This is a genomic window from Shewanella sp. DAU305 (genome assembly GCF_026802235.1).
Taxonomy (GTDB): domain Bacteria; phylum Pseudomonadota; class Gammaproteobacteria; order Enterobacterales; family Shewanellaceae; genus Shewanella; species Shewanella baltica.
Map to the genome: position 1 here is coordinate 2,486,508 of NZ_CP113808.1, position 25,493 is coordinate 2,512,000.

Below are 25,493 nucleotides of genomic sequence, written 5' to 3' on the forward strand. Positions count from 1 at the left end.
TATTCTGCCATGTATATCGCCAAAGACACTTAATCATACATATTTTGCGCTATTGGCGTAATTTGTAAGAAAAAGTAAAACGTATTGATGCGATGATGTGAGTGAGTAAACTAGCCGTCATTAATGCGAGTCATCCCTTGGAAGCCCGATGAAAAAAATTATTCTAATAATCGCCCTATTGGCCGCGGCATGGTTTGGATATCAAGCCATGCAACCGCAAGAGATTGCCACCGCGCAAATGAAACTCATGCCTAACGTGGTGATTGCCACCGCCGCTATGGCACCTATTCGCGATGAAGTGGAAGCCATCGGCACCAATAAAGCCGCAGAATCTGTGACCATAACCCCTAAAGTCACCGACATGGTGATAGCGCTTAAGTTTGATGATGGCGACATAGTCAAAAAGGGTGACTTGCTAGTCCAACTGCAAAATGCCGAGCAGATCGCTAAGGTTAAAGCCGCGCAAGTTAAAGTCAGTGATAATCAACGTGAATTCAATCGTATCAGTTCGTTAGTCACCAGCCGCACTGTGGCAGAGTTAGAACGCGACAGATTACAAACCCTTATTGATACCACCCGCGCTGAGCTTGAACAGGCGCAAGCATCACTCAATGATCGCAGTATTCTGGCGCCTTTTAATGGCCGTTTAGGTTTACGCCAAATCAGTGTCGGCAGCCTAGTGTCGCCCGGCACTGCGATCACCACCTTGGATGATATCTCTAAGATTAAACTCGATTTTTCAGTGCCTGAGCGTTTTATTCAAGATTTAGCCCCAGGTAAGAAAGTTGAAGCCAAAGCTGTGGCCTTTCCTGATTTTACCTTCAAAGGCGTGGTGACCTCGATTGACAGCCGCGTAAACCCAACGACGCGCACTGTGATTGTCCGTGCCGAAATCCCCAATCCTGAGCTGCGTTTATTACCGGGCATGTTGATGAAGGTCAAACTCATCAAACGTAGCCGCGAAGCCTTGATGTTGCCAGAATCTGCTATTATCCCAATCCAAAATGATCACTTTGTTTACAGCGTTAATGCCGACAATGTGATTGAGCGTAAACAAGTCACTATCGGGATTCGTACCCGTGGTTGGGTGGAAATTTTAGACGGTTTAGCCTTGGGCGAAAACGTGGTGATCCGTGGCTTATTGAAAGTCCATCCTGGGGATAAAGTGCAAACGGAGTTTGCGGAAAAGTTTAGTTATCTTGCGGATACGAGCGCGGAGCCAAGTGTATGATCCTGACTGATCTCTCGGTAAAACGTCCCGTATTTGCCTCAGTGATCAGCTTGCTGCTGGTCGCTTTCGGGCTTGTCTCCTTTGATAAGCTGCCCCTGCGTGAATACCCAAACATCGATCCTCCTGTGGTGTCTATCGACACTAACTACCGCGGCGCCAGTGCCGCCGTGGTAGAAAGCCGCATTACCCAATTGATTGAAGACAGGATCAGCGGCGTCGAAGGCATTCGGCACGTGAGTTCATCGAGCAGTGATGGCCGTTCATCCGTCACCTTAGAGTTTGATATTAGCCGTAATATTGAAGATGCGGCTAACGATGTCCGCGACCGTATTTCTGGCTTACTCGACAATTTACCCGAGGAAGCCGATCCCCCAGAAGTGCAAAAAGCCAATGGCGGCGATGAAGTGATCATGTGGCTCAATTTGGTGTCGGATCAAATGACCACCCTCGAATTGACCGATTACACCAACCGTTATTTAGCCGACCGCTTTTCTGTGGTCGATGGTGTGGCGCGGATGCGTATCGGCGGCGGTAAAGTGTATGCGATGCGGATATGGCTCGACAGACAAGCCTTGGCATCGCGCAGTTTAACGGTTGCCGATGTAGAGGCTGCGCTTAGAGCCGAGAACGTCGAGTTACCCGCAGGTTCGATTGAATCTAAGGAGCGGCACTTTACGGTGAGGCTCGAGCGGGGTTATCGCACCGCAGAAGATTTCGCGAACTTAGTGATCACCCAAGGGGAAGACGGTTATTTAGTTAAACTGGGGGATGTCGCGCGGGTGGAAATAGGCTCTGAAGAAGAGCGGATTATGTTCCGTGGTAACAAAGAGGCGATGATAGGGCTAGGCGTGTCTAAGCAGTCAACCGCCAATACCTTGGAAGTGGCGCGCGCGGTGAATGCGCTGGTTGATAAAATTAACCCAACCTTGCCAGCGGGCATGTCCATTAAGCGCAGCTACGATAGCTCAGTGTTCATCGAAGCCTCGATTAAAGAAGTGTACCAAACCCTGTTCACTGCGATGGTCTTAGTGATTATCGTGATTTATCTGTTCCTTGGCAGTGTGCGCGCCATGTTGATCCCCGCGATCACTGTGCCGGTGTCCCTGCTCGGCACCTTTATTGTGCTGTATGCGCTTGGCTATACCATTAACCTCTTGACCTTGTTGGCGATGATCCTCGCCATCGGCATGGTGGTGGACGATGCGATTGTGATGCTAGAAAACATCCATAGACGTATCGAAGAAGGGGACTCACCGCTCAAAGCCGCTTTTCTCGGTGCGCGTGAAGTGGCCTTTGCGGTCATCGCCACCACCTTAGTCTTGGTGGCAGTGTTTATGCCAATCACTTTCCTAGAGGGCGACTTAGGTAAACTATTCAAAGAGTTTGCAGTGACCATGAGTGCAGCGGTGCTGTTTTCAAGTATAGTCGCGCTAACGCTCACACCTATGATGTGTTCTAAGTTACTCAAGCCGAGCTCGCAGGATTCTTGGTTGGTGCGTAAGGTCGACGGCATCATGACCAAAGTGTCAAACCGCTATCAATTGTCGTTAAAATCCGCCATGGCTCACCCGTTATTGATGTCGGTTTTGGTGTTGATCGCGTTAGGCTCTAGCGCTTATTTGGTCCAAAAAGTACCGCAGGAATTTGCGCCGCAGGAAGACCGAGGCTCGTTATTCTTGATGGTCAACGGACCGCAAGGCGCGAGTTACGAATACATAGAGTCCTACATGAATGAGGTGGAAAACCGTTTGATGCCGCTGGTCGACACGGGTGATATCAAACGTCTGCTGATCCGTGCTCCCCGTGGCTTTGGCCGCTCGGCGGATTTCTCTAACGGTATGGCCATTGTCGTGCTGGAAGATTGGGGTAAACGTCGCCCGGTGAAAGAAGTGATCGCAGACATTAACAAACGTCTTGCCGATCTCGCTGGGGTGCAAGCGTTTCCTGTGATGCGCCAAGCCTTTGGCCGTGGCGTCGGTAAACCTGTGCAGTTTGTGATTGGCGGCCCAAGCTACGAAGAGCTGGCCCGCTGGCGCGATATCATGATGCAAAAGGCGGCACAGAATCCTAAATTACTCGGCTTAGATCACGACTATAAAGAGACTAAGCCGCAGCTTCGCGTCGTCATCGACAGAGACAGAGCCGCGAGCCTTGGGGTATCGATTTCAAATATTGGCCGTACGCTGGAATCCATGCTGGGCTCACGCTTAGTCACGACCTTTATGCGTGACGGTGAAGAATACGATGTGATCATTGAAGGCGAGCGCGGTAATCAAAATACCGCAGCGGATCTGCAAAACATCTATGTGCGTTCCGAGCGGACTCAAGAACTTATCCCGCTGTCGAACTTAGTGACGGTGGAAGAGTTTGCCGATGCCAGTTCGCTTAACCGTTACAACCGTATGCGCGCTATCACCATAGAAGCCAGTTTAGAAGATGGTTATAGCCTAGGTGAAGCCCTTGATTATATGAATCAATTGGCGCGTGCTTATTTACCAGCAGAAGCGGTCATCAGCTACAAGGGCCAATCCCTCGATTATCAAGAGTCGGGTAGTTCTATGTACTTCGTGTTCTTGCTCGCGCTGGGGATTGTATTCCTCGTGCTCGCGGCGCAGTTTGAGAGTTACATTCACCCTATGGTGATCATGCTGACTGTACCGCTGGCGACCGTGGGCGCGTTAATTGGTTTGTGGCTCACGGGGCAGAGTCTTAATATTTACAGCCAGATAGGTATTATTATGCTCGTCGGATTGGCGGCCAAAAACGGTATCTTGATTGTTGAGTTTGCAAACCAATTGCGGGATAAAGGCGTTGATTTTGACAAGGCCATTATTCAAGCGTCTGCGCAGCGTTTACGACCTATTCTCATGACAGGCATCACTACCGCCGCTGGCGCCGTGCCTTTGGTTATGGCCGCCGGTGCGGGCGCTGAAACCCGTTTCGTGATTGGTGTAGTGGTGTTGTCGGGGATTTTATTGGCAACCCTATTCACTATCTTCGTGATCCCCGCCGCCTACGGACTGTTCGCCCGTAACAGCGGATCGCCCGAAGCCATAGCCCAACAGTTAGAAAAAGAATTAGCCGAAGACTAACGCCTCACTTAGGCTGATGTTGAAAGTACACTAAAGTCCACATATAGGCGCTTGGTATTCATCAAGCGCCTTATTTTTCGCCATTCGAACCTCGTTTTAGCCCTTGCCCTTGAAAAGCAAATTTGGAGCCCCATTTAAGTAAACACTAAGCGTTACTTTTACCAAATTACGTAACAAATAAAGGAAAATTTCATGTCACAACAAGAAACTCATGGTTTTCAAACAGAAGTCAAACAGCTGTTGCATTTGATGATCCATTCTTTGTATTCCAACAAAGAAATTTTCTTGCGTGAACTGGTCTCCAACGCTGCGGATGCAGCGGACAAGCTGCGTTATCTGGCGTTGACCAATGACGCTCTGTATGAAGGCGACGGTGAACTGCGAGTCCGTATCAGTGCTGATAAAGAAAAAGGCACTGTGACCATCGAAGACAACGGCGTGGGTATGACCCGTGACGGCGTGATTGAGCATTTAGGCACAATTGCTAAGTCGGGCACCGCTGATTTCTTTAAGAATCTATCGGGCGAATCTTCAAAGGATTCACAGTTAATTGGCCAGTTCGGTGTCGGTTTCTATTCAGCCTTTATCGTGGCCAAGAAAGTCACGGTTCGCACTCGCGCTGCCGGTCATAAGGCCGATGAAGCCGTATTGTGGGAATCAGAAGGCGAGGGTAACTTCACCGTTGATACCATCACTAAGGCGAGCCGTGGTACTGAAATCACGCTGCACCTGCGTGATGAAGAAAAAGAATTTGCCGATGATTGGCGCCTGCGCTCGATCATCACTAAATACTCAGATCATATTTCTGTGCCGGTCGAAATGTGGCAAGAGGGTACGCCAGAAAGTGATGGTGCTGATGGCGAAAAAATTCCTGCGACCGAAGGTCAATGGAAAGTCATGAACAAAGCGACGGCTTTGTGGATGCGCAGCAAAGCTGACATCAGTGACGAAGAGTATCAAGAATTTTACAAACACATTTCCCACGATTATACCGACGCGCTACTGTGGAGCCATAATCGGGTAGAAGGTAAGCAAGAATACACTAACCTATTGTATATTCCTGCAAAAGCACCTTGGGATATGTGGAACCGCGACCGTAAGCACGGCCTGAAACTGTTTGTGCAACGTGTGTTCATCATGGATGACGCTGAGCAATTTATGCCATCTTATCTGCGCTTCGTGCAGGGCTTAATTGACTCAAACGATTTGCCGCTGAACGTATCCCGCGAAATTCTGCAGGATAACCACGTGACCAAAGCGATGCGAACAGGTATAACCAAACGTGTGCTTGGCATGCTGGAAAAACTGGCGAAAGACGATGCGGAAAAATATCAACAGTTCTGGGCTGAATTTGGTCAAGTGCTGAAAGAAGGGCCTGCGGAAGATTTCGCCAACCGTGAACGTATTGCTGGCTTATTACGTTTTGCCTCGACCCACACGGGCAGTGCTGCGCCGACTGTGTCACTCGATGACTACATCAGCCGCATGAAAGAAGGCCAAACTAAGATTTATTATATCGTTGCCGACAGCCATGAAGCCGCCGCTAACAGCCCACATTTAGAGTTGTTACGTAAGAAAGGCATTGAAGTCTTACTGATGTCAGAGCGTATCGACGAGTGGCTAATCAACCACTTAACTGAGTACAAAGAGAAACAACTGCACTCAGTGACCCGTGGTGATTTAGAACTTGGCGAGCTGGAAGATGCCTCTGAAAAAGAAGCGCAAGAAAAGCTTGAGCAAGAATCGGTAGCTTTAGTTGAACGCATTAAAGCGGCATTAGGCTCGAGTGTTGCTGATGTGAAAGTCACGTCACGCTTAACCGACACCCCAGCCTGTGTAGTGGCGGGTGAAGGCGAAATGTCGACTCAGATGATCAAGCTGATGCAAGCTGCCGGTCAACCTGTGCCAGAAGTGAAGCCGACATTTGAGATCAACCCAGCGCACCCATTAGTGTCGCGCTTAAATGATCTTCAAGATGAAGCCGCCTTCGCGGATTGGTCGAATCTGCTGCTGCAACAGGCACAATTGTCTGAAAAAGGTAGCCTTGCGGATCCATCGGCCTTTATCAAGCTGATGAACCAAATGTTGCTGGCTAATATGAAGTAAATGATGATCGGGGCCTTTCTTTGAACGGCCCCGATATTGTTTCTAGTGCAGGAAGAGTGGTTTGAGCCTAGCCTGTCACTCAATTCAAATACAAGCTGTTAAGACAACGATTTTAAAATAGCGCGTTAACACTCAGTGCTAGCGCTTTGTTTTAAAAGCATAAGGCCTCCCATGATTGAGGCCTTAAACGTTAAGGGAATACTATGGACAATATCCTCAGCCTGACTAAAGACAATATTCAGCAAGTGGTTGATGCCTCGATGCAGCAGATCGTGGTGTTAGCATTTTGGGCACAGCCGCAGGAACAAAGTGTGGCTATGCTGCACACTTTAGAGCAAATTGCCGCGCAAAATGCGGGTCGATTCGTACTCGCTAAAGTTGACTGTGAAGCAGAATTAGAAATTGCCAATTACTTTCGCATTCAAAGTCTACCGACCACGTTAGTATTGGATAAAGGTCAGCCTGTCGATGGTTTTGCTGGCCTGCAAGATGCGGCGCAAGTCACAGCCATGCTGGATAAACATTTACCGCCTATGTGGCAGTTACAGTTAGCACAGGCCAAAGCATTACTCGCCCTTAGCCAAGTGAGCGCAGAGGATCTTGCCACTGCTGCCGTGTTGCTTAAAGACGCGCATGCAGGCTCAAATCAAGCGGGTGAGGTGAGTTTAGTGCTTGCCGATGTGTATCTGATGCAGGGCGAATTAGTGTTAGCGCAAGCCATGCTTGAGAAAGTCGGGCTTGCCGACCAAGACGGTTACTACCAGAGTTTAAAAGCTAAGCTCGCACTTGCCTTGGATGCAGCGGATACCCCTGAAATTCGCGATTTACAGCAAAAGTTTGAGCAAAATCCAAAAGATTTAGTGTTATTACTCGAGCTGAGTAAGGCATTGCATGCCGCCCACCGCGATGATGAAGCATTAGATCTGTTATTCGGTGTGCTCAGTAAAGATTTAGGTGCTGAAAATGGCACAGTAAAACAAGTGTTTATGGAAGTATTAACGGCACTTGGCCAAGGTAATTCCATAGCCAATCAATACCGCCGTAAGCTCTATACCTTGCTCTATTAATGATAAAAATGCCTAAGGAACGGCAGTTTATTTGCGGTTTCTGAGGCTAAAGTCGAAGCTAAAAGCCTTCTCAATGGCGGCCAGATGTGCGAAGATCGCCGCCCTAAGAAGAATATCAATGCGAAAAGAGGACTCTTGAGATGCGCATTATCCTATTGGGCGCCCCAGGTGCCGGTAAAGGTACCCAGGCCCAGTTCATTATGGAACAGTATGGTATCCCACAAATTTCCACTGGTGATATGTTACGTGCCGCGGTAAAAGCCGGTACTCCACTGGGTTTGGAAGCGAAGAAAGTGATGGATGCTGGTCAACTGGTTTCTGATGATCTGATCATCGGTCTGGTTAAAGAGCGTATCGCACAGGAAGACTGTGTTAAAGGTTTCTTGTTAGACGGTTTCCCACGTACTATCCCACAAGCGGATGCGATGGCGGCAAACGGTATTAGCATTGATCACGTGATTGAAATCGATGTGCCAGACGAAGAAATCGTTAAGCGCATGAGCGGTCGCCGTGTTCACCCAGGTTCTGGCCGTGTTTACCATGTGGTTTTCAATCCACCTAAAGTGGAAGGTAAAGACGACGTAACTGGCGAAGATTTAGCCATTCGTCCAGATGACGAAGAAAGCACAGTGCGTAAACGTCTTGCTATTTACCACGAGCAAACTAAGCCGCTGGTTGAATACTACGGTAAAGTGGCTGCAGCTGGTCAAACTCAATACAACAAGTTTGACGGTACTCAATCGGTTGCGGCAGTGAGTGAGCAGCTTGCCAGCGTGTTGAAATAACCGAAAAAGCATAATTTACGAGAACGAGTTCTCATATTAGAAAAAAGCCTGCCGATGCAGGCTTTTTTTATGGGCATCTGAATGTTAGCCTCCAAGTGAACTTCATTAACCATGAGCCTAACGTTGAATCCTTCCCCTGCTTTTGGTGTGTTATTGGTTAACCTCGGCACGCCTGATGAACCTAGCCCTAAGGCTGTAAAACGATTTCTAAGGCAGTTTTTAAGTGATCCGCGTGTCGTCGATTTATCACCGTGGATTTGGCAACCGCTGCTGAACGGCATTATCCTCAACACCCGTCCGGCTAAAGTCGCCAAACTCTACCAAAGCGTGTGGACGCCAGAAGGCTCGCCCTTGATGGTGATAAGTGCACGCCAAGCACAAAAGCTGGCGGTGGACTTAAGCGCCACTTTTAACCAGACCATCCCGGTTGAACTGGGCATGAGTTACGGCAATCCCTCCATCGATGCGGGATTTGAACGCCTGAAAGACCAAGGGGCTGAGCGCATTGTTGTACTGCCTTTGTATCCCCAGTATTCATGCTCGACTGTGGCAAGTGTGTTTGATGCCGTTGCCAATTATCTTAAAACCGTGCGTGACATACCTCAGGTTCGATTTAATAAAGACTATTTTGATCATGATGCTTATATAGCGGCGCTGGCGCATAGTGTGACGCGTCACTGGAAAACCCATGGGCAGGCCGACAAGTTGCTTTTGTCATTTCACGGTATTCCCCTGCGTTATGTGAAAGAGGGCGATCCATACCGCGAGCAGTGTTTTGTAACGGCGAAACTGTTAGCGCAAAAACTGGCGCTTAGCGAGTCGCAATGGCAAGTGTGTTTCCAATCGCGCTTTGGCCGTGAAGAGTGGCTCACGCCCTACGCCGATCAATTATTGGCCGAGTTACCTGCGCAAGGAATCAAAAGTGTCGATGTGATTTGCCCAGCGTTTGCGACAGACTGCCTCGAAACCTTAGAAGAAATCTCCATCGGCGCTAAGGAAACCTTTTTACATGCAGGTGGCAGCGACTATCGGTTTATCCCTTGTTTGAACGACGATGAGTTACACATTGAATTATTACGGCAATTAATCCAAGAACAAGCGGTATCTTGGGCCCATACCCAAGCTACCTGAAGAGTCGAGTTTCAGAGCGCCTAGGGTGATTCAATTCAAGGCGCATCAATGACAGAATGTCGGCCACCTTTTGAATTGATGCAACACGGAAGTGAAGTGCCCTAGGCGCTCCGTCCCGGCGGCTGATGTTAAACACGAGGTAACGCACTTTATACTGTGTTGACTATTTTTAACTTAGCCTAATAGGTCTGCAAATAGCCGCAATCGCCATGGATGGCGTGAATGCCATTTATGCAGGAGCAATAAATGGCCTTGTCTGAACCATTCCGTTAAATTCCCGCTGAATCCTACATCTTCAGGTTGTTTGGGTATTGGAGCACTGGCTTCGAACTGATTTTGTGATAGAATCTGCGCCCTTCCGGCTAAGGGGGTGGTTTTTTTGTCTCGCTAGCCTAGACTCAATATTTTTAGGATGCTGCTTGGCTTGACCGCCTCGGCAGACGCCAATTAGCATGGATGCCAGGAAAAGAGAGCCACTATGAAGTTTCCCGGTCAGCGTAAATCAAAACATTATTTTCCGGTTAAAACCCGAGATCCGCTGCTTGAACAGCTGACTCAACAGCCTCAGCCGTTTGCGACCTATATCAGCGGTATTGATCAAACCTTAGTGGATATCGAAGCGAAAGTGGAGGACGAATTGCTGAGCCGTTATGGCTTACCAAAAGGCAACTCGACCCTGATCAATGATGAACAGGCCCACAGACTCTACACTGAGTTAAAAATTCATGGCTTGATTAGCGATGAGTTTGCTGGTGGCACGATTGGCAACACAGTGCACAATTATTCTATTCTGGCCGATGACCGTTCAGTGTTATTCGGGGTGATGAGTCAGAATATCGAAGTAGGCAGTTACGCCTATCGTTATTTATGTAATACCTCTTCTAAAGTCGACCTTAACTTTCTACAGCCTGTAGATGGCCCTATCGGTCGCTGTTTTACCTTGATTTCTGAGTGTGGCGAGCGGACATTTGCGATTAGCAAAGGCTCGATGGATAAACTCACGCCTGAATATATTGATAAAGATGTAATACAGGGCAGCTCTGCCTTAGTGCTGACCGCATATTTAATGCGCGCCAGCGATGGCGACCGTATTACCGATGCGGCCATGTGCGCCATCGAATACGCAAAAGCCGCCGAGGTGCCTGTAGTATTGACCTTAGGCACGCGTTTTTTGATTGAAGAAGATCCGCAATGGTGGCAAAACTTCATCAAAGAACATGTCACCATTTTGGCGATGAATGAAGATGAAGGTGAAGCCTTAACCGGTTCACGGGATCCTCTGCTCGCCAGTGAAAAAGCCTTGGAATGGTGTGACATGGTATTAACCACTGCGGGGCCAATCGGGCTTTATACTGCGGGTTATACTGAAGATTCTGAAAAGCGCGAAACCGTTCATACCTTGTTGCCGGGCGCGATCCCAGAATTTAACCGTTATGAGTTCTCCCGTCCAAAGCTTAAGAATGACTGTGAAACACCGATTAAAGTGTTTGCCCACATTTCACCTTATATGGGCGGTCCAGAAAAAATTGGGAATACTAATGGGGCAGGTGATGGCGCGTTATCGGCGTTATTGCACGATCTGGCGGCTAATACTTTCCACAAGACGAACGTGCCGGGTTCGAGTAAACATAAGCGCGATGGCCTGTGTTATTCCTCGTTTTCTCAAGTATGTAAGTACGCTAACCGCGTTGCCTATGAAGTCTTAGCCCAGCATAGCCCGCGTTTATCCCGTGGTTTACCTGAGCGCGAAGATAGCTTAGAAGAATCCTACTGGGAAAGATAAGCCAGTACCTGTATTGGTATTAAGCTTACTGATTTACGCTAGGGCAATAACGGCAAACCGTTGTTGCCCTTATTTTTATGACGTTTATCAACAATCAATCCGCTAAGCGCTAATTTTAACTACAGGCAGTTGCGAATAAATGTTAACGTTAGTCGGGTTCAGATAGTCCAAATACAGCGATTATTTAAGGTGGAATTTTCGGTGAAAGCGCAAATCTTAAGAGAAATGAAGGTACTCACGGCCATAGAGCCAGAGTTTGAAGTGCAACGTCGGGTCGCGTTTATTAAAACCAAACTAAAAGAAGCGCGCAGCAAGGCATTGGTATTAGGGATCAGCGGTGGGGTGGATTCTTCTACCGCTGGGCGTTTGTGTCAGTTGGCGGTGGACAGTTTAAACCACGAAAATAGCCAAGGCGGTTACCAGTTTATCGCCGTGCGCTTACCCTATCAGATCCAAAAAGATGAGCATGAGGCGCAATTAGCCTGTCAGTTTATTCAACCTTCTAAATTGGTCACAGTGAATGTGCATCAAGGGGTTGATGGTGTGCACAGCGCTACCGTTGCTGCGTTAGCCGAAGCCGGATTGCCTTTACCCGATGTGGCAAAAGTGGATTTTGTGAAGGGTAACGTTAAAGCCCGTATGCGCATGATAGCGCAATACGAACTCGCCGGACTCGTGGGCGGGCTTGTGGTTGGGACAGATCACAGCGCCGAAAACATCACAGGCTTTTACACTAAGTGGGGCGATGGTGCCTGCGATTTAGCGCCGTTATTTGGTCTTAACAAGCGCCAAGTTCGCCAACTTGCCGCGTATCTTGGTGCGCCAGAGTCTTTAGTGCATAAAGCGCCGACTGCGGATCTAGAAGACAATAAACCGCTACTCGAAGATGAAGTCGCACTTGGGCTAACCTATGCGCAAATCGATGATTTCCTTGAGGGTAAAGATGTCGGCAAGGCAGTTGAAGACAAATTGATTGGTATTTATAAGGCAACGCAGCATAAACGTCAGCCTATCCCAACCATCTACGACTAACGCTGAATCGTCTTCGAATAAGCACTCGTTTGAACTCAGTTCACGAGTGCTTTTTTATGCCTTTTCTTACCGTATGACTGAGCTTGCGGCAGCCTTTACAGCTGTTGGCGTCGCTGTAGCTAGGAAACTGGTAGCGATTGTTCATTGAAGCTGACTATCTTGCTGAAGCATCTCATAGAGGGATGTTGCAGAGGAATGTTGCTTAGACCTGTGACAGTGGCATCTGGTCGCAACATTTAGCAGCGGCATCTTGTTGTAGGGATAATGGAACGGCTAAGTGTTGGCGTGTCAGTGCGATCAGTTGGTTTGGGTACTGGCGATAATCCAAATAGGGCGTGAGTAAACAATGCTGCCCCTGCGAAGATGGAAGCGTAATCGCGGTTATGGATTTGTTTTGGGCAGTTAAATGCTGTGCACGAGTATCGCTTGCAGACATGGTGAGTCCTAAACACTTTGCAGCCACTTGCCCCGCGATGAGATGGATCTTCGTGTTTGCCATCAACTCAGTGCCGCCTATGCAGATCAGTTCATTTTGCTTGAGTAACACTTGGTCACGATAGCCACGCCAATCTTCTCCGGCCGCGCTGATTTTTGCCATAATAGTGAAGATCTTACGCCAATGATTGCCATTTAACGCTATGAGAGTCGCGACAGCGTCTGGCTGAGTGTAATGCCAGTTGTCAGGTATCAGCGGCGCTGTAGGAAGATAGTAGGCAAATGTAGCGTGTGGATTACCGATAATCATCGAGATCGTATAAGTTTCGTTGGAATAAGACTGCTATGGATCCTAACCCGATTAAGGCCTATGCGGCTAATAAAATTGCGCGGCGGCTATCTTGCGAGTGACTGAATTGGCTAGCGACGTCATTGGATTGAAATTGAATAAGAGTGATTGAATTAGCGTGACTGAGTTTAAGTGACACACCCTGTTTAGGTGATTAAGTTTAAGTGACTCTATTCAGGTGATTAAGCTGAGGTGACAAAGTTGTGGGCTTATGGCAGTGGATATTATTGTGGTAAAAAGTTTGAAGGATGTTTTTTTCTAACCGTATAATTGGCTTGCTCATTTTATCTTATTGTTATGTAGGAACAGCCATGAAGGCCATCATCATAGGTTCGACAAAACACCTATTCTTAGCCGCATTGTATGCGAGCATTGGCATAGCGCTGGCGTTACTCGCGACCGGGATTTACTTTCTCAATGCGCGTCCTGAATTGTCACTTTGGCATACGGTCGAGCTAGAAAATGAGTTCCATTACAATACTAAACTCGCTAATTTTAATGAGTACTTAGCGCTAGAAAAGCGCCTATTCGCCGAAGTTGAGCGCAAAGTCGTCCAAAAGATTCCCACCAATGAATTTTCTCCCGTGAACCGCTATGTCAAAAATAGCTTATCCGATCCTGCCCATTGGTCACAAAACTGGAATCGTAGTTATGAATGGCCCGAAGCCGATGCCGAGTTTGGGGTATTGCTGCTCCATGGCATGTCAGACTCGCCCTATGCCTTATCCAATGTGGCAGCGCATTTTAAAGGTAAAGCCCATGTGCTGGGTTTAAGACTACCAGGGCATGGCACGATTCCGAGTGGCTTGACTGAGGTTTATTGGCAAGATCTCGCCGCCGCAGTGAACTTAGCCACAGCGCATATGCGGCAATCTCTGAAGGGTAAACCGCTATTTGTTGTAGGCTTTTCGACCGGTGCCGCCGTAGCGCTTAACCATGAATTAGAACGTATCAGTCAAGATAAGAACCCAGATTATGCTGGGATGATTTTTATCTCTCCCGCCATAGGGTTAGCGCCATTAGCGGCGGCCGCGCGCTGGCAGAGTTGGATAGGCCGATTGCTAGAACTGGATAAACTGCAGTGGAACAGCATTCAAGTGGAGTACGATCCGTTTAAATACACTTCTTTTGCGGTCAATGCTGGCGATGTGGTGTATCAATTAGCGCTACGTAACCAAGGTTTATTGGCTGGATTAACTTTGCCGCAAAGGGCGCAAGTTCCGTCGATACTCACTTTTCAGTCGGTAGTGGATGCAACCGTTTCAACCTCGGCTGTGGTGAATCATCTTTATCAGGTATTGCCTGAAAATGGCCACGAACTCGTGCTGTTCGACATGAACCGACTCGATGTGAATGCCAAAATGGTGTCCAATGATCCGCTGGCGGGCTTGTTGGCGAGTATCAATAGTCCTGCGCTGCATTATCGCGGCACTGTGGTGGAAAATATCAGTCATGAAACCACGCAAGTTCAAGCGCGCAGCTTTGGTTTAGCTGCACAGGGTAAAGTGGTCACAGAAGGCAATGAACAAGTGCGTGCATTAGATCTGTATTGGCCCGCTGGCGTGTATTCCTTGTCCCATGTTGCGCTACCCTTTGGTGTGGATGATGGCCTCTATGGCGCGATCATTGAGCCTGATTTACATCGGATCCAAATCGGTGCGACGGCTTCACGGGGGGAGCGCGGTTTGTATAGTGTGTCGGCATCGGAAATGTTGCGCCAGAAATGGAATCCCTTCTTCCCGTATCTACTTGAGCGCATGGATGAGTATCGACTCGCCCATATGCACTAGGATTTTGTGATTGATTAACCGCTCAGTGTCATAACGCCTGAGCTTTCAATGATGATCACGCCATGTAAATGTGCGCTCAGGATCAAGCAGAGCCGTGCAACTTAGCCCGCTAGCATTCAGTACAATCCTGCGCAATCTAATAGTGATTGAATGCCACTCAGTTAATCTGACCTAAACCTTCTACCTTTGAACGACTGTCTCCTCAGCGGCTTTCTCTTAACCAAGTTCCAGTTAAACAATCAGGCTGCAAACAACCCGATCACGTCCCTGTTCCTTTGCCAGATACAAGTTATTGTCGGCCTGTTTAAGCCAGTACTCTAAGGAGTCGCTATAGGTGGCATTGGCAATCACAGCGCCGATACTCGCCGTGACCTTGAAGCTTCGATGATCCTGCGGATTGATGATCACTGTACCTGCGAGCTGCCGTTTAAACTCATTGAGATGTGCTTCAACTTTCAAGGCATTACACATAGGTAAAATCAGCAAAAATTCCTCGCCGCCGTAGCGGGAGATCAAATCAATATCTCGCTTGAAGAGCGAGGTTAAGAGTTCAGCAACCACTTTTAAACACTCGTCGCCGCCCAAATGGCCATAAGTATCATTGATTTGCTTAAAATGGTCTAAGTCCAATATGGCAAGTGTCATGGCATCTTGACCCCGTTCGCACATCTGTTGGATAAGTGGGAATTGGTGTTCGGTATAGCGGCGATTATAGAGATTCGTCAGCGGATCGCGCTCGGCTAAATCCTTTAATTTCACATTAGCGGCCTCTAAATCTTGGGTGCGCTGTTGTACTTTTTGTTCAAGTTCTTGTTGGTGTTCGAGTAAGGCTTGTTGGTTCGAGGCCAAACTTTCATACAAGCTATAGATTTCTTTAGGGGTGCTTTTATCGAGTAGATCATGCTCAAACTTCTCGTCACTGGCTTTTTCTTGCTTAGCGGGACCGAAATGCTGCGCTAAAAGCGACAGAGGTTCGGTCAGTAACTTACTGATGGCTTTAGTAATAAAAAAGGCACCGACTAAGGAGCAAAACAGCAAAATTACCGTGTTGACATATTGGCGTTCAGCCAGTTTTAAAAGCGGCACAAAAGGTTCTAAAACATAGAGTTGCCAACCATTGTTTAACTTATGCTGGGCATAGATGTACTCAGGAGTATTTGAATCTAGGTTATGCAGGTTCATCAGTTGAAGCCGGGCGCGATAAATCTCACTGCCTTTGCTGAATGACAAGGGGGTGAGCGGTGCTAGTCCTAACCCTTCGGAGGCATAAATCAGATTATTGTTCTCATCTGTCAGCAAAATAGATTGCTGCTCATGGTGCAGGTTTTGTTTATCTATGCTGGAAAAATAGCGTAAATCTAAGCTGCCTTCGACTATCCCTCTGGCTTGATTGGGATCAATTTGACTAAAAATCGGGGCACTAATGGCAACGATCACGTCATTACCAAAACCTCTGCCGATAAACGCGGGTGATACAAAGGTTTTATGGTTATAAAACGCTTGGACAAAATATTCCCTATCCATCACAGAAGGGATTTCTGCTAGGCGATCTAACTCAACTATATTGGCCATTGGACTGGCAGCGAGTAAGTTGCCTTGTTCATTTGCAATCAGCATTGTTTTAAAGCCTTGATTACTATCGTGTATGCTCGAAAGTAATGCCTGCCACTCATTGATATCTGCATTCGACAGGCTCAAAAACTTGGCGGTGCTAGCGATGACTTGGGTGTTGTAAGCGAGATAGTTGTCGGTTGCATGGCTTAAATGGGTTGCCGTATCGTCCAGATTGCGATTAATCATCATCTGTTGTTTATCAATGAAAAAGTGATTAAAGGCTAAGGACGAAACTAATAAACTCACAGTAATGATTAAGGTAAACAAGTAACTGAGCTGCGAGCTAAAAGTGCGCCGGTTAAGATTGGTCAGCTTGCCTTTAAAATACCATAGGCTTGGAATAGCAACCACACAGAGTTCACCAATTGCAGCGTAAATCATGCCATTAACGGCTTGTTTTATCGCAGTAAAAGGAATGTGGCTGGCGGGCATTTTAGCAATGACAGCCACATAAATGGCTAACAGCGGGATCCCCAATAACACCCAATAACTCACACTGGCATAGAGTATTTGAATATCTCGGCGCCTTGCAAAACCAAGCCATAATGCTTCGAGTAAAAACAGTAAATACACATGCGGGCTCGACCACACGATCATGAGTCCCGTGGCGGTAAATAGGGCGGTGATCAATGCATACCAAGGCCCTAAGAGTATTGCCACTATCACAACGGCCACGTTGCCGAGAATCAATTGCACATTAGCGAATAAAGGGATGGGAAAAAGATTCAGGACTAAGCCGAATACACCCAGAATAATGGCTAGTCTGAGATGGGCGGTTTGGAAGGCGGGTAGATGCAAAGAAAAGTCCCTTTGAAAATTTGCTTGTGTTAACTGTCTGTGATTATGGCACAAATAAACCCAATACCTCTATCCCAGAGCTTCAATTGAAGCCCTCAATATAAAGCCATAATAAAAATGAATTGTAGGAACAGATTATGGGAACGGATTAAAGAAATGAATTATTGAGACGAATTATAGAAAGGAATAGTGCCACTGCTTTATCTGGGTAAACATAGGCTGAATTCTGGTCAGTAACAGACTGATGATTAGCAGGGTCAATAGATGAGGCCATTTCCGAACAGTTATCGACGAAAATTGTGTCATTCAGAACATAAACTAAGCAGTCGATCAAAGAGATGTAATGAAGCCCTTGCGCAGTTGCAAGGCAATTGCTACAGTTCTGGCTCACTTAAGATAAACCCCATAAACAGTATCTTAGGTGATGAGTGATTGAAGAAATTAGCTTGAAATAGCCACTAAGTTATAACGGACTAAATCAAGGCTGATAATACAATTCACTTAAAAAATTTCGGTATGTAGCGCAGCCCGGTAGCGCACTGTCATGGGGTGTCAGGGGTCGGAGGTTCGAATCCTCTCATACCGACCATATTCCCTAGGAAAGTCAGTTATTTGAAAAATAGTAACTGGCTTATTCTATATACAATCCTCGTACATGTACACAAGCACAATGTACACGCCAAACACGGTAGCTTAAGGCCTTGTTATTTGCCATTTGCTACCTGTGCTTCGACTCGACAAAGCAACTACTTCTAATGATGTTTCGCTGCGACTTCCTAATCATATTGTAGTTCCTGCCTCAAATTATGTTTACTGATTCTAGATAACTTTTAAAACCACTATTAAGAATCGAAATAAGATAGCTTAATAGTTAGACTTTGCAGTTTCTACATGAAGCGATATTGGTGAGCTATCACACTTATTGCGAGCCATATTTAAGTGTCTGATTGACCAAATGAAAATATTCAATGTACTATGAGCTAAAGTGGTTATGGTGAGCAGCTAGTATAGCAGCTTCGAGCATGTGATTCATAATACAGGTAGTGGGTTGCTAGATGGAGTATCTTTATAAAGCGTTAGAAGTGCTTAATGAACTGTATATGGGAGGGCCAATTGAATACGTGGTCAAAAACTCCCTTGAAAACACTGTAAGCATCATAACGTACATAGCTACGATATTAGTTGCATTGACAGCTATAGCTCTTCCACTTACACAACAATCATTGCAATGGATGGAAGATAAGTATGGTTCTGAAAGTTTAGTTAAGTACCTGAATCTAAAATCTCCTATAAGCCCTGATTCTATAGTGCCTAAAGTGCTTATATATATGGTTTTCACTTTGGTATTTTATTTGGTTAGTAAAGCTCTTCCTATAATATTACAAGTGTTTATATTACTATTCGTGATAATTTATTTTGTATACGTGGTGATTATGTATGCAAGGTATTTCTCTTATGTATTTAGAAACTTAAGTAGTTCTACATATATATATGAAAAAATTATGGATAAAACCAAGAATCTTAGTGAACTGACAACTACAGAAGTAGTCGTGTTAATGGATATTGAGGGAGCTAGGCTAAAAAACAACTTGGATGTAATGTGTCTGAGTGAGCAGGCAAAAAGCCTTGGTTATTCTTTAAAAAATGACGATAGCGGTAAACTGGTAGAGCACATGAAATGCTATATAGCAGGCCTATATAAAATTCTCTACGGACTACCCACTAACTCCTCTCAGAAAAAATATACAACTGTCGCAAATTTACTTTCCTACTTTTCATTTCAGTTACTTGGAGATAAAAGATATGCAATATCTTTAAATAGTCTACAAGAGGTTGTAATCTGGATAGAAACTAAAAGAAACGATAGCTACAAGCCCTTTATGTCAGCTAGATTTCTTATTGAACTTGCGCCTAAAAATAATTTACATAATATGGATATATATGAGTTGGTAGATTATATCAAGATGTTAATACGTCTAGCTAAGGATGAGCACTACAGTGTAATAAAGGAATTGTACGAACGAATATGTAGTGCCTATAACCTAAATAAACATGATAGCCGTTCAAGTTTATGCTACTTTTTCCACAATAGAATTAACGCTAACTTATGGCAAACAGATTTAACACTGCAATTAGAAAAATTCTTGTTAGGTGATGACAAAAATTTTACAAGAGAACAACTTGTAGAAATTCTAGTGTCAGTAGGTATCGATATTAATGAAGATGTTAATAAACTTATTGACGAATTTATTTTCACCTTGTGGGAAGTAGACTTTAGCTGTGCAGTAAAAAGTTTGTCATATTCATTTCTTTTTTATCTACAATCAAGAGAAGATTGTTTGTTATATCTCAGGGACTCAATTAATCCATTGAAATCAGACGTGATTAGTTATTCTGATGGCATTTTGCCTAACGATATAGACGCTATCTTAATTTTAATAGTCAACGCTCAACAGCTAGAGTATGTGGAGTTCTGGGATTCACCAAAAGAGAGTATCATTCATTCTAGTTGCGTTCTTTTTTTGTATGAGATTGTTAAATGTCAATTTAGAGGGGCTAGTCCATCATTCAATATAAATTTGTATAGATATAGTGACTTAGATCTCCTACTCTTTGCAGTTGGTAGGTTGAAAGTAGGTATCAGAAATATTTTTGAAATTGGTGGGGTTTCGAAATTTATCACTGGTCATTATTTAACTGCTGAAAAAGTTCTTCGGGTCTCAGATGAGTTTCTTGAGAATGTAATACAAAAGTTGGCTAAACATAAAGAAGAACTTGAAGAACGTGGCCCACTTAATAATGATGCTATTGAAAGTTTGAAGCAGGCTTATATGGATGCAATTGAAAATAATTCTCTCGTACCTGTTGCACTTAAGCGTTTAAAACTAGTCAGCAAAAGTTCATTTACATTAAATATCACATTCCCGAGAACTATATTTTTGAAAGACACAAATTCTTCTGTTGATTTCAAAGGTGCTGCTTCTTTATTGGTAAAGCAGCATTTGACTCGGCAGTTCGATATGATCCTTCAACATCGAGGAATTTGTTTAATTAAAAATTTCCCTATAACGGGGGCAAACATAAAAATAGTTATTCTTAAGTCAGGTGTTCAAGAGTACTTGAGTAAGACTGGATTTACCTTTACTGATAAAGATATTGTATGGGGGGACGGAACTAAATCAAGCTATTTCACAATAAATAATTATACATACAACAGCTTCTATTGTGCAACTTTATCAGAACCATTATTCAAATTTCAGATAGGGAAAAAGTGTCCTTTTGAGGTTGAGTTATCGGATAAAGGGAAATTGCTAGAGTCTAAGGTTAGGTTTTTCTTTACGGCAAATGTATAAAATAGTGGCCGCGGCTTCACAAAAAACAGCAATAACTCGGAGTTTATTGTTGGCTATAATTATGTGAGCCGCAGTAGTGCATAATGTTTTATTAGGCGTGTAAGCTACTTTTAATTTGGATAACTGATATTTTTAATATTTCTGAAAATTATTTTATTCATTTTTTAAAAAATTATTCAATTATTTGTTGCTTCTTTAATCATCAGATCTAATGCCTCATATTCCCTTACGGCTTCTATCGAGTTTAAGCGAGCTAAACTAGCGTATCTGCTTTGTACCTTGAGTAGATCCTCATATACTTCAAGAAAGTGCTTTATTCGATCAACCAATAGGGTAAGCCTAACCGAGTAAGCTTTCTCCTTTGATTCAAAGTAAATATGTACTTTCTTACCAAGATGACAGTGAGATATTCGATATGGCTTTTTCAAATTTCCTCTATTATCTTTATCAACTCCAGCAAGTCCCGTGCTATTGACTGTTGAACACCCCATATTTACAAGAAATCGGTTGATTTCCATTGGCAAAAGCGAACAGTCTTGTGAAGAATACATTAGACCATTCTGACAATTTAAGTCTTTATCAAGTTCTAATGTGCCTTGGTAGCCGATTGCCCGTATTCTGTTGGTTGTTAGTTCGTACCAAGTCTTAAAATTTGAATAGGTGAGCCATTGATTACATACCTTAGCACCTAAATTGAGTTTGTAGCAGCGATATAGCATTCTTATCCATGCTTTATAAGATACATTTCGTGATTCACCCTTTAGGTTATTGATCCCAACACCATAGATTTTAGGCATACAGGCAAGCCTCTCGCTTTAATCTTTCTCTTATTACCCGCTTGGGATGGTTCATCTTCGACCTAGCGCATTCACATTGTTTACACTTTGAACGCTTAGTATGCTTACCATTGATAAAGCCGTTAGTGTAGAACTCTGAGCTAGGCAACTCTTTATTGCATCCGTTACATTGTAATTTCATGGATTGTCCTCCTAGGCCCTCCAAGATTGAAGGGCGTATTACGTATTAGTCTTTGTTTACATAAAAGGCATTGGTGGCAGTTCGGTTATTGAAGCTATTTACACTATTTGAAGGGGTTTGGTTGGGCGGATTGATAAGCCCCTTGGCCTCACCTGCTGACATCTGAACGCCATTAATAACAACCATATCGCCTGAGTAAGTTACTGTATTTAATGATAAGCTGGCTTCTCTGGCGGCTTTAGATGCCTCAATACGTGCATCAATGACGCTCTTAACTGCTGATAACTCATCACCATCTAGTCTTAGCTCTAATCGTAGGAGTTCCAAATCAGTCATTCGAACGTACTGAGCATGACGGGCAGCCCTTTGCTCTAAGATTTGCTTAACGTGGCTCTGGTTGTCCCTCAAGGCCTTAGGCTTGGCATTGAATGACTTGATGTTATCTAGGGTTTCTCGTAAACCGTCTAAGTTACCCTCAATCAACTTAATCGCACTCTCTAGGTATTCGCTATTGAGTGCCATACCATACCGTGAATTCCTTATAAAACTCTCTAATCCTTCAGAAATATCAGTTATGGGGTTGTTTTGATAGTCTTGAGTTAAGTCATATTCAGCCGTGTAGCGGTTTATAAAATAATCTTCATAGGTAGAAGGCATTATATTTTCAATATCAGTCAGGGATAGCGCTTGCTCTTCGGTGATAGTTGGTAATAGTTTCTCGTTAAGAAGCAATCTCACAGTTTCGAGTTTGCCTCCAGAAAATGCTGATAAGACTCCCGCTAGCTCTCTGTTAGTCATAGTAGGGCAGGTGGTTTTTTTCGTGGTTGATTTAGTCATTGATATATCTCCTCAGGGTTATGTTAGGCGACCTGTAAGGCCATTACAGAGCCGATTAAGTTAATTTGATGCAGGTCTATTCTGGCGTGTGTTTAGTGCCATCTAAGGCTATCCAAGGGGCATTAGTGGCGCTACCAGTCGCTCTAACAATGGTCCACTGGTCGCCCGTGATTAAGGTAAAACATGTACCGTCTTGCTTACCTGATAAATGGGATTTATTTAGAGTGGCATTCGGGTTTGTTAAGTCTTCCAAGCTAATAACTGGTGGTAACTTGAAAGTGCTGATAGGTGTGACTACGACCTTATTTCGGCCGCGATTAGAATCGCCAATAGTTGACATAGTGATTTTCTCCTTATTTTGGGTAGCTAAAATTTAGCCCTCGATTGGGCTGGTTGATTTCTAAGTTAGGTAAGTTGGTATTAGGGTTAGGTTAGCGGGTAGCTCAAAAGGTAGGCTAGGCCATTCATTAGGCTAAGTTAATATAAGTTAAGTTAAGTTAAGTAATCGGCTTAGTAGGCCAAAGGGGATTTGCTTTTACCCATTTTCTTTACTCTTTAATCTCTTACTAAAAAGGCCTTATTCTTTTAAAGAAGTTAATAAGTAAGTAGATAGGAGCCTTTTTTTTTGCCTTCTGTTTAATAGCTTTAGGCCTTATCAAAGACTTTGTGGGCTGTAACTTGAAGATAATCTCAGCGCCAACCCTAAGGCCATAGGTAGGCGAAATACTGACCTTCCACCAGCCAACCACTTCACCTAACTAAATTGCTCACTACGGCCTTGATAGTGTTTAGTTAGGTTACTGGGATTGACTGGTTTGCAATTGAATGCAGGAAGATGAGTATCGAATGCCCTGAGGAGGCAATCTTAATCTGTTAAATGAGGTGTTTGAGATGGCTAAGTGTCTAGAATATTTCTTCAATAGTGGTACCAATTGATTATTTAATAAAATCAGCCGCTTACGTTGAAGTTGCTAACTATAGACTTTTCTTAACAAATGCGTGTCAAGTATTTCTATAATTATTTCTAACTAGGCTCGGCTATTGCCTTTCTTCAATAGTGGTACTTGAATAGGCCCAACTTTGAGCTGGATTCTGCTAAGCTATTGATAAATAAAGAAGTGTCATGGCGGATCCCGACAGTTTAGTATCGGGGCTGACTTTAATCGTTGAGTGTATTAGTAGGTTATCTAGGCCTCGGATTGCTTCTTTACTCGTTGAACCGTTGATACAGAACAACCTAATAATTCTGCTGTTTTCCTAATACTCATGGTCTGCAAGTGAGTAATGATAGCTTCATGTAACTGAGCGTCTTTATTCTGTCCACCCCAAGTTTTACCCTCTGCCTTAGCCTTTGCTATCCCTTGCGCCTGTCTAGCCCTTCTGGTCTCATAATCGTCTCTAGCCATACCAGCGGCTAGGTCTAGCATAAAAGCCGTTAGAGCGCGTTGTATGAAGCCTGAGTTACTATCTGTTGTGGTTAGGGCTGAGTGTGTCTGAGGTTGGTCAACGATAACGATGATTAGCCCCTTAGCGGCTATCTTGGCTTTAAGTGATTGCCATAACTCCCAAGGTAAACGACTCAGTCTGTCCATTTTCTCAATCAATAATATGTCGCCCCCTGAGGCTTCCTCAATAAGCCTGTTAAGCTCTGGACGGTCTGAGCTAGTACCTGATACGTTTTCTTGATAAAAGGTTGTAACGGCCATCCCATGAGCCTTGATGAATGCCATCAACTCAGGCTTAGCCCGACTGCTATCTTGCTCGCTGGTGGACGCTCTCAGGTAAGCTCGAATGATAAGCTTAGGTGTATTCAGCATGTGGTATCTATCGTTATCTGATTTAGGTGTATTCATTTGGTATCGTAAACCTAGGTAATTGGGTGGGTAACGCTGTGTTCATTCAAGTATACTTGTTGAATACATTTGGTCAAGTAGATATTCTTATTCTGTTATAAGTTATGGGGGAGGTAACAAGTTATGCTATTCACACTTTCAATCCTAAAGAGTAAGGAGCTAATAAAACTGGCAAGCCTCTAATAATTGGTTCGAATAGCCTTGAGAGGGCAGTAAGCCCCCCTATGGGGGAAACTAGACAAGTCAACTCATGCACTAGTTGCCGTACATTTTTCCCTCATTTTTTGAAATTCCAATATCAACGGCTTAGTGAACCGATTGCAATTACTCTAATAAACAAACTAAATCACTCGCCTTGATGTGGGTATATCTCGCTAACATACTTATATCTCTATGTCCTGAAATCGCCTGAAGTTGAAGTGTATTGAGCTTACGATTTGCATAACGGGTAATGGCCGTGTGCCTCAATGAATGAAAACACAGTGCCTTAGGTAGTTTTAAACGGTCACAGGAGCGCCTAAATGCTTGGCTAACTGTATAGGGCTTGCTTTTGAATAGATAACCATCCTGAACTAATGAAGCAGCCTGCTTGAGTACAGCTAAGGCTCGACTGTTTAAGGGAACATCCCTGTCAAAACCGTTTTTAGTATCGGTCAGTCTCAAGGTCTTTGATTGCCAGTTAATACATTCAGTGGTTATGCTTAGGCACTCGCTGCGCCTCATAGCTGTTTCATAACTTAAGACCACCAGAGGGGCAATCTTAGGCGCTATATCATTAAGTATCATCTGGTATTGAATAGGGTCGATTACGAGTTCTCTAGGCTTGCCAGCTCTAGGTAATTTGTATCCTTCAAGGATATTAGGTAGATGGTTAAATTTGAGTATACGGCTGAGTAATTGAAGCTCTAAGCGGATTGTGGAATCGCTAACTAAGGTCTGCCTTTCTTGTGTATAGGCCGCAATGTGTTTAAGCGTTATCTCCTTCGCTTGGAGTGGAAGCCCCTTGATTAAGTTAGTCGCCCTGTAAGTGGTTGCCTCTGTGCCTCCTCGACCTTTTAGTGTATTTAAATATAAGTTTGAACAATGCGCTAGTGAGCCTGCGATCAAGCTATGGCCTTCTACTTGGCTTACCCAAGCCTCAGCTTCAGCTTTTGTTCTAAAGGTCTTGGTGATTGCCTTTTGACCTTTTGGGCGAATCATTGCGTTGATATTTCCACTTGGTAATAGTCGATAAGTTGCCATGTACATATCCTTAGTGT

General features: G+C 44.7%; 17 protein-coding genes and 1 tRNA gene. 11 read left to right on the plus strand and 7 right to left on the minus strand.

The features are described from left to right. Positions 1-148: 148 nt before the first annotated feature. The 8 genes from OX890_RS10625 (at position 149) to nadE (ending at position 12,227) form a co-directional block, all read left to right on the plus strand. Positions 149-1,231, plus strand: a complete 1,083-nt coding sequence (locus OX890_RS10625; protein WP_006082058.1) for an efflux RND transporter periplasmic adaptor subunit — start codon at positions 149-151, stop codon at positions 1,229-1,231. Beyond that, positions 1,228-4,323: an efflux RND transporter permease subunit gene (locus tag OX890_RS10630; RefSeq protein ID WP_107404358.1), complete on the plus strand. Its 3,096-nt coding sequence runs from the start codon at positions 1,228-1,230 to the stop codon at positions 4,321-4,323. The genes OX890_RS10625 and OX890_RS10630 overlap by 4 nt, the downstream gene beginning before the upstream one ends. A 192-nt stretch (positions 4,324-4,515) precedes the next feature. After that, on the plus strand, positions 4,516-6,429 hold the full coding sequence (gene htpG / locus OX890_RS10635; RefSeq protein ID WP_006082056.1) for a molecular chaperone HtpG: 1,914 nt from the start codon (positions 4,516-4,518) through the stop codon (positions 6,427-6,429). 203 nt (positions 6,430-6,632) lie between these two features. Then, positions 6,633-7,496, plus strand: a complete 864-nt coding sequence (locus tag OX890_RS10640) for a co-chaperone YbbN (RefSeq protein ID WP_126491744.1) — start codon at positions 6,633-6,635, stop codon at positions 7,494-7,496. Between the two features lie 140 nt (positions 7,497-7,636). Next, complete coding sequence (gene adk, locus OX890_RS10645; RefSeq protein WP_006082054.1) at positions 7,637-8,281, plus strand: adenylate kinase; 645 nt, start codon at positions 7,637-7,639, stop codon at positions 8,279-8,281. A gap of 111 nt (positions 8,282-8,392) precedes the next feature. Beyond that, positions 8,393-9,412 (plus strand): ferrochelatase, encoded by a 1,020-nt coding sequence (hemH, locus tag OX890_RS10650; protein ID WP_268650583.1) that lies wholly within the window; start codon positions 8,393-8,395, stop codon positions 9,410-9,412. Positions 9,413-9,890: 478 nt separating this feature from the next. Beyond that, positions 9,891-11,195 (plus strand): inosine/guanosine kinase, encoded by a 1,305-nt coding sequence (locus tag OX890_RS10655; RefSeq protein WP_006086215.1) that lies wholly within the window; start codon positions 9,891-9,893, stop codon positions 11,193-11,195. Between the two features lie 201 nt (positions 11,196-11,396). Then, positions 11,397-12,227, plus strand: a complete 831-nt coding sequence (gene nadE / locus OX890_RS10660) for an ammonia-dependent NAD(+) synthetase (RefSeq protein WP_006086216.1) — start codon at positions 11,397-11,399, stop codon at positions 12,225-12,227. 202 nt (positions 12,228-12,429) lie between these two features. Here the strand turns inward: nadE and OX890_RS10665 are convergent, their stop codons facing one another. After that, positions 12,430-12,972 carry a DUF6942 family protein gene (locus tag OX890_RS10665; RefSeq protein WP_268649194.1) on the minus strand — a complete coding sequence of 181 codons (543 nt, stop codon included), beginning with the start codon at positions 12,970-12,972 and terminating at the stop codon, positions 12,430-12,432. A 350-nt stretch (positions 12,973-13,322) separates the two neighbouring features. Between OX890_RS10665 and OX890_RS10670 the strand changes: the two genes are divergently transcribed. Next, entirely contained in the window at positions 13,323-14,801 is a 1,479-nt protein-coding gene (locus OX890_RS10670; RefSeq protein WP_126491747.1) for an alpha/beta hydrolase, read from the plus strand. Positions 14,802-15,032: 231 nt separating this feature from the next. On the opposite strand, the gene OX890_RS10675 is transcribed toward OX890_RS10670, so the two are convergent. Next, positions 15,033-17,267: a sensor domain-containing diguanylate cyclase gene (locus OX890_RS10675; RefSeq protein WP_012587443.1), complete on the minus strand. Its 2,235-nt coding sequence runs from the start codon at positions 17,265-17,267 to the stop codon at positions 15,033-15,035. Between the two features lie 458 nt (positions 17,268-17,725). Here OX890_RS10675 and OX890_RS10680 point away from each other — a divergent pair. Further along, positions 17,726-17,802, plus strand: a tRNA-Pro gene (locus OX890_RS10680). A 466-nt stretch (positions 17,803-18,268) separates the two neighbouring features. Further along, entirely contained in the window at positions 18,269-20,566 is a 2,298-nt protein-coding gene (locus tag OX890_RS10685) for a hypothetical protein (RefSeq protein ID WP_268649195.1), read from the plus strand. A gap of 176 nt (positions 20,567-20,742) precedes the next feature. Here the strand turns inward: OX890_RS10685 and OX890_RS10690 are convergent, their stop codons facing one another. From OX890_RS10690 to OX890_RS10710, 5 genes are all read right to left on the minus strand, one after another. Beyond that, on the minus strand, positions 20,743-21,363 hold the full coding sequence (locus tag OX890_RS10690) for a hypothetical protein (protein WP_268649196.1): 621 nt from the start codon (positions 21,361-21,363) through the stop codon (positions 20,743-20,745). A gap of 226 nt (positions 21,364-21,589) precedes the next feature. After that, positions 21,590-22,381 (minus strand): hypothetical protein, encoded by a 792-nt coding sequence (locus tag OX890_RS10695; protein WP_268649197.1) that lies wholly within the window; start codon positions 22,379-22,381, stop codon positions 21,590-21,592. A 76-nt stretch (positions 22,382-22,457) separates the two neighbouring features. Further along, on the minus strand, positions 22,458-22,721 hold the full coding sequence (locus tag OX890_RS10700) for a hypothetical protein (protein ID WP_263203100.1): 264 nt from the start codon (positions 22,719-22,721) through the stop codon (positions 22,458-22,460). A gap of 847 nt (positions 22,722-23,568) precedes the next feature. Beyond that, positions 23,569-24,234 carry a recombinase family protein gene (locus tag OX890_RS10705; RefSeq protein ID WP_263203102.1) on the minus strand — a complete coding sequence of 222 codons (666 nt, stop codon included), beginning with the start codon at positions 24,232-24,234 and terminating at the stop codon, positions 23,569-23,571. Between the two features lie 324 nt (positions 24,235-24,558). After that, positions 24,559-25,476, minus strand: coding sequence for a tyrosine-type recombinase/integrase (locus OX890_RS10710; RefSeq protein WP_076499596.1), 918 nt, complete (start codon positions 25,474-25,476; stop codon positions 24,559-24,561). Between the last annotated feature and the right edge of the window lie 17 nt (positions 25,477-25,493).

What these genes read in the sequence shown, in the direction of transcription:
- OX890_RS10705 (WP_263203102.1), bottom strand. Translation starts at nt 24,234, where the DNA reads ATGAATACACCTAAATCAGATAACGATAGATACCACATGCTGAATACA.
- OX890_RS10665 (WP_268649194.1), bottom strand. Translation starts at nt 12,972, where the DNA reads ATGATTATCGGTAATCCACACGCTACATTTGCCTACTATCTTCCTACA.
- OX890_RS10670 (WP_126491747.1), top strand. Translation starts at nt 13,323, where the DNA reads ATGAAGGCCATCATCATAGGTTCGACAAAACACCTATTCTTAGCCGCA.
- OX890_RS10685 (WP_268649195.1), top strand. Translation starts at nt 18,269, where the DNA reads ATGGAGTATCTTTATAAAGCGTTAGAAGTGCTTAATGAACTGTATATG.
- adk (WP_006082054.1), top strand. Translation starts at nt 7,637, where the DNA reads ATGCGCATTATCCTATTGGGCGCCCCAGGTGCCGGTAAAGGTACCCAG.
- hemH (WP_268650583.1), top strand. Translation starts at nt 8,393, where the DNA reads ATGAGCCTAACGTTGAATCCTTCCCCTGCTTTTGGTGTGTTATTGGTT.
- htpG (WP_006082056.1), top strand. Translation starts at nt 4,516, where the DNA reads ATGTCACAACAAGAAACTCATGGTTTTCAAACAGAAGTCAAACAGCTG.
- OX890_RS10710 (WP_076499596.1), bottom strand. Translation starts at nt 25,476, where the DNA reads ATGGCAACTTATCGACTATTACCAAGTGGAAATATCAACGCAATGATT.
- OX890_RS10630 (WP_107404358.1), top strand. Translation starts at nt 1,228, where the DNA reads ATGATCCTGACTGATCTCTCGGTAAAACGTCCCGTATTTGCCTCAGTG.
- OX890_RS10690 (WP_268649196.1), bottom strand. Translation starts at nt 21,363, where the DNA reads ATGCCTAAAATCTATGGTGTTGGGATCAATAACCTAAAGGGTGAATCA.
- OX890_RS10640 (WP_126491744.1), top strand. Translation starts at nt 6,633, where the DNA reads ATGGACAATATCCTCAGCCTGACTAAAGACAATATTCAGCAAGTGGTT.
- OX890_RS10655 (WP_006086215.1), top strand. Translation starts at nt 9,891, where the DNA reads ATGAAGTTTCCCGGTCAGCGTAAATCAAAACATTATTTTCCGGTTAAA.
- OX890_RS10700 (WP_263203100.1), bottom strand. Translation starts at nt 22,721, where the DNA reads ATGTCAACTATTGGCGATTCTAATCGCGGCCGAAATAAGGTCGTAGTC.
- OX890_RS10625 (WP_006082058.1), top strand. Translation starts at nt 149, where the DNA reads ATGAAAAAAATTATTCTAATAATCGCCCTATTGGCCGCGGCATGGTTT.
- OX890_RS10695 (WP_268649197.1), bottom strand. Translation starts at nt 22,381, where the DNA reads ATGACTAAATCAACCACGAAAAAAACCACCTGCCCTACTATGACTAAC.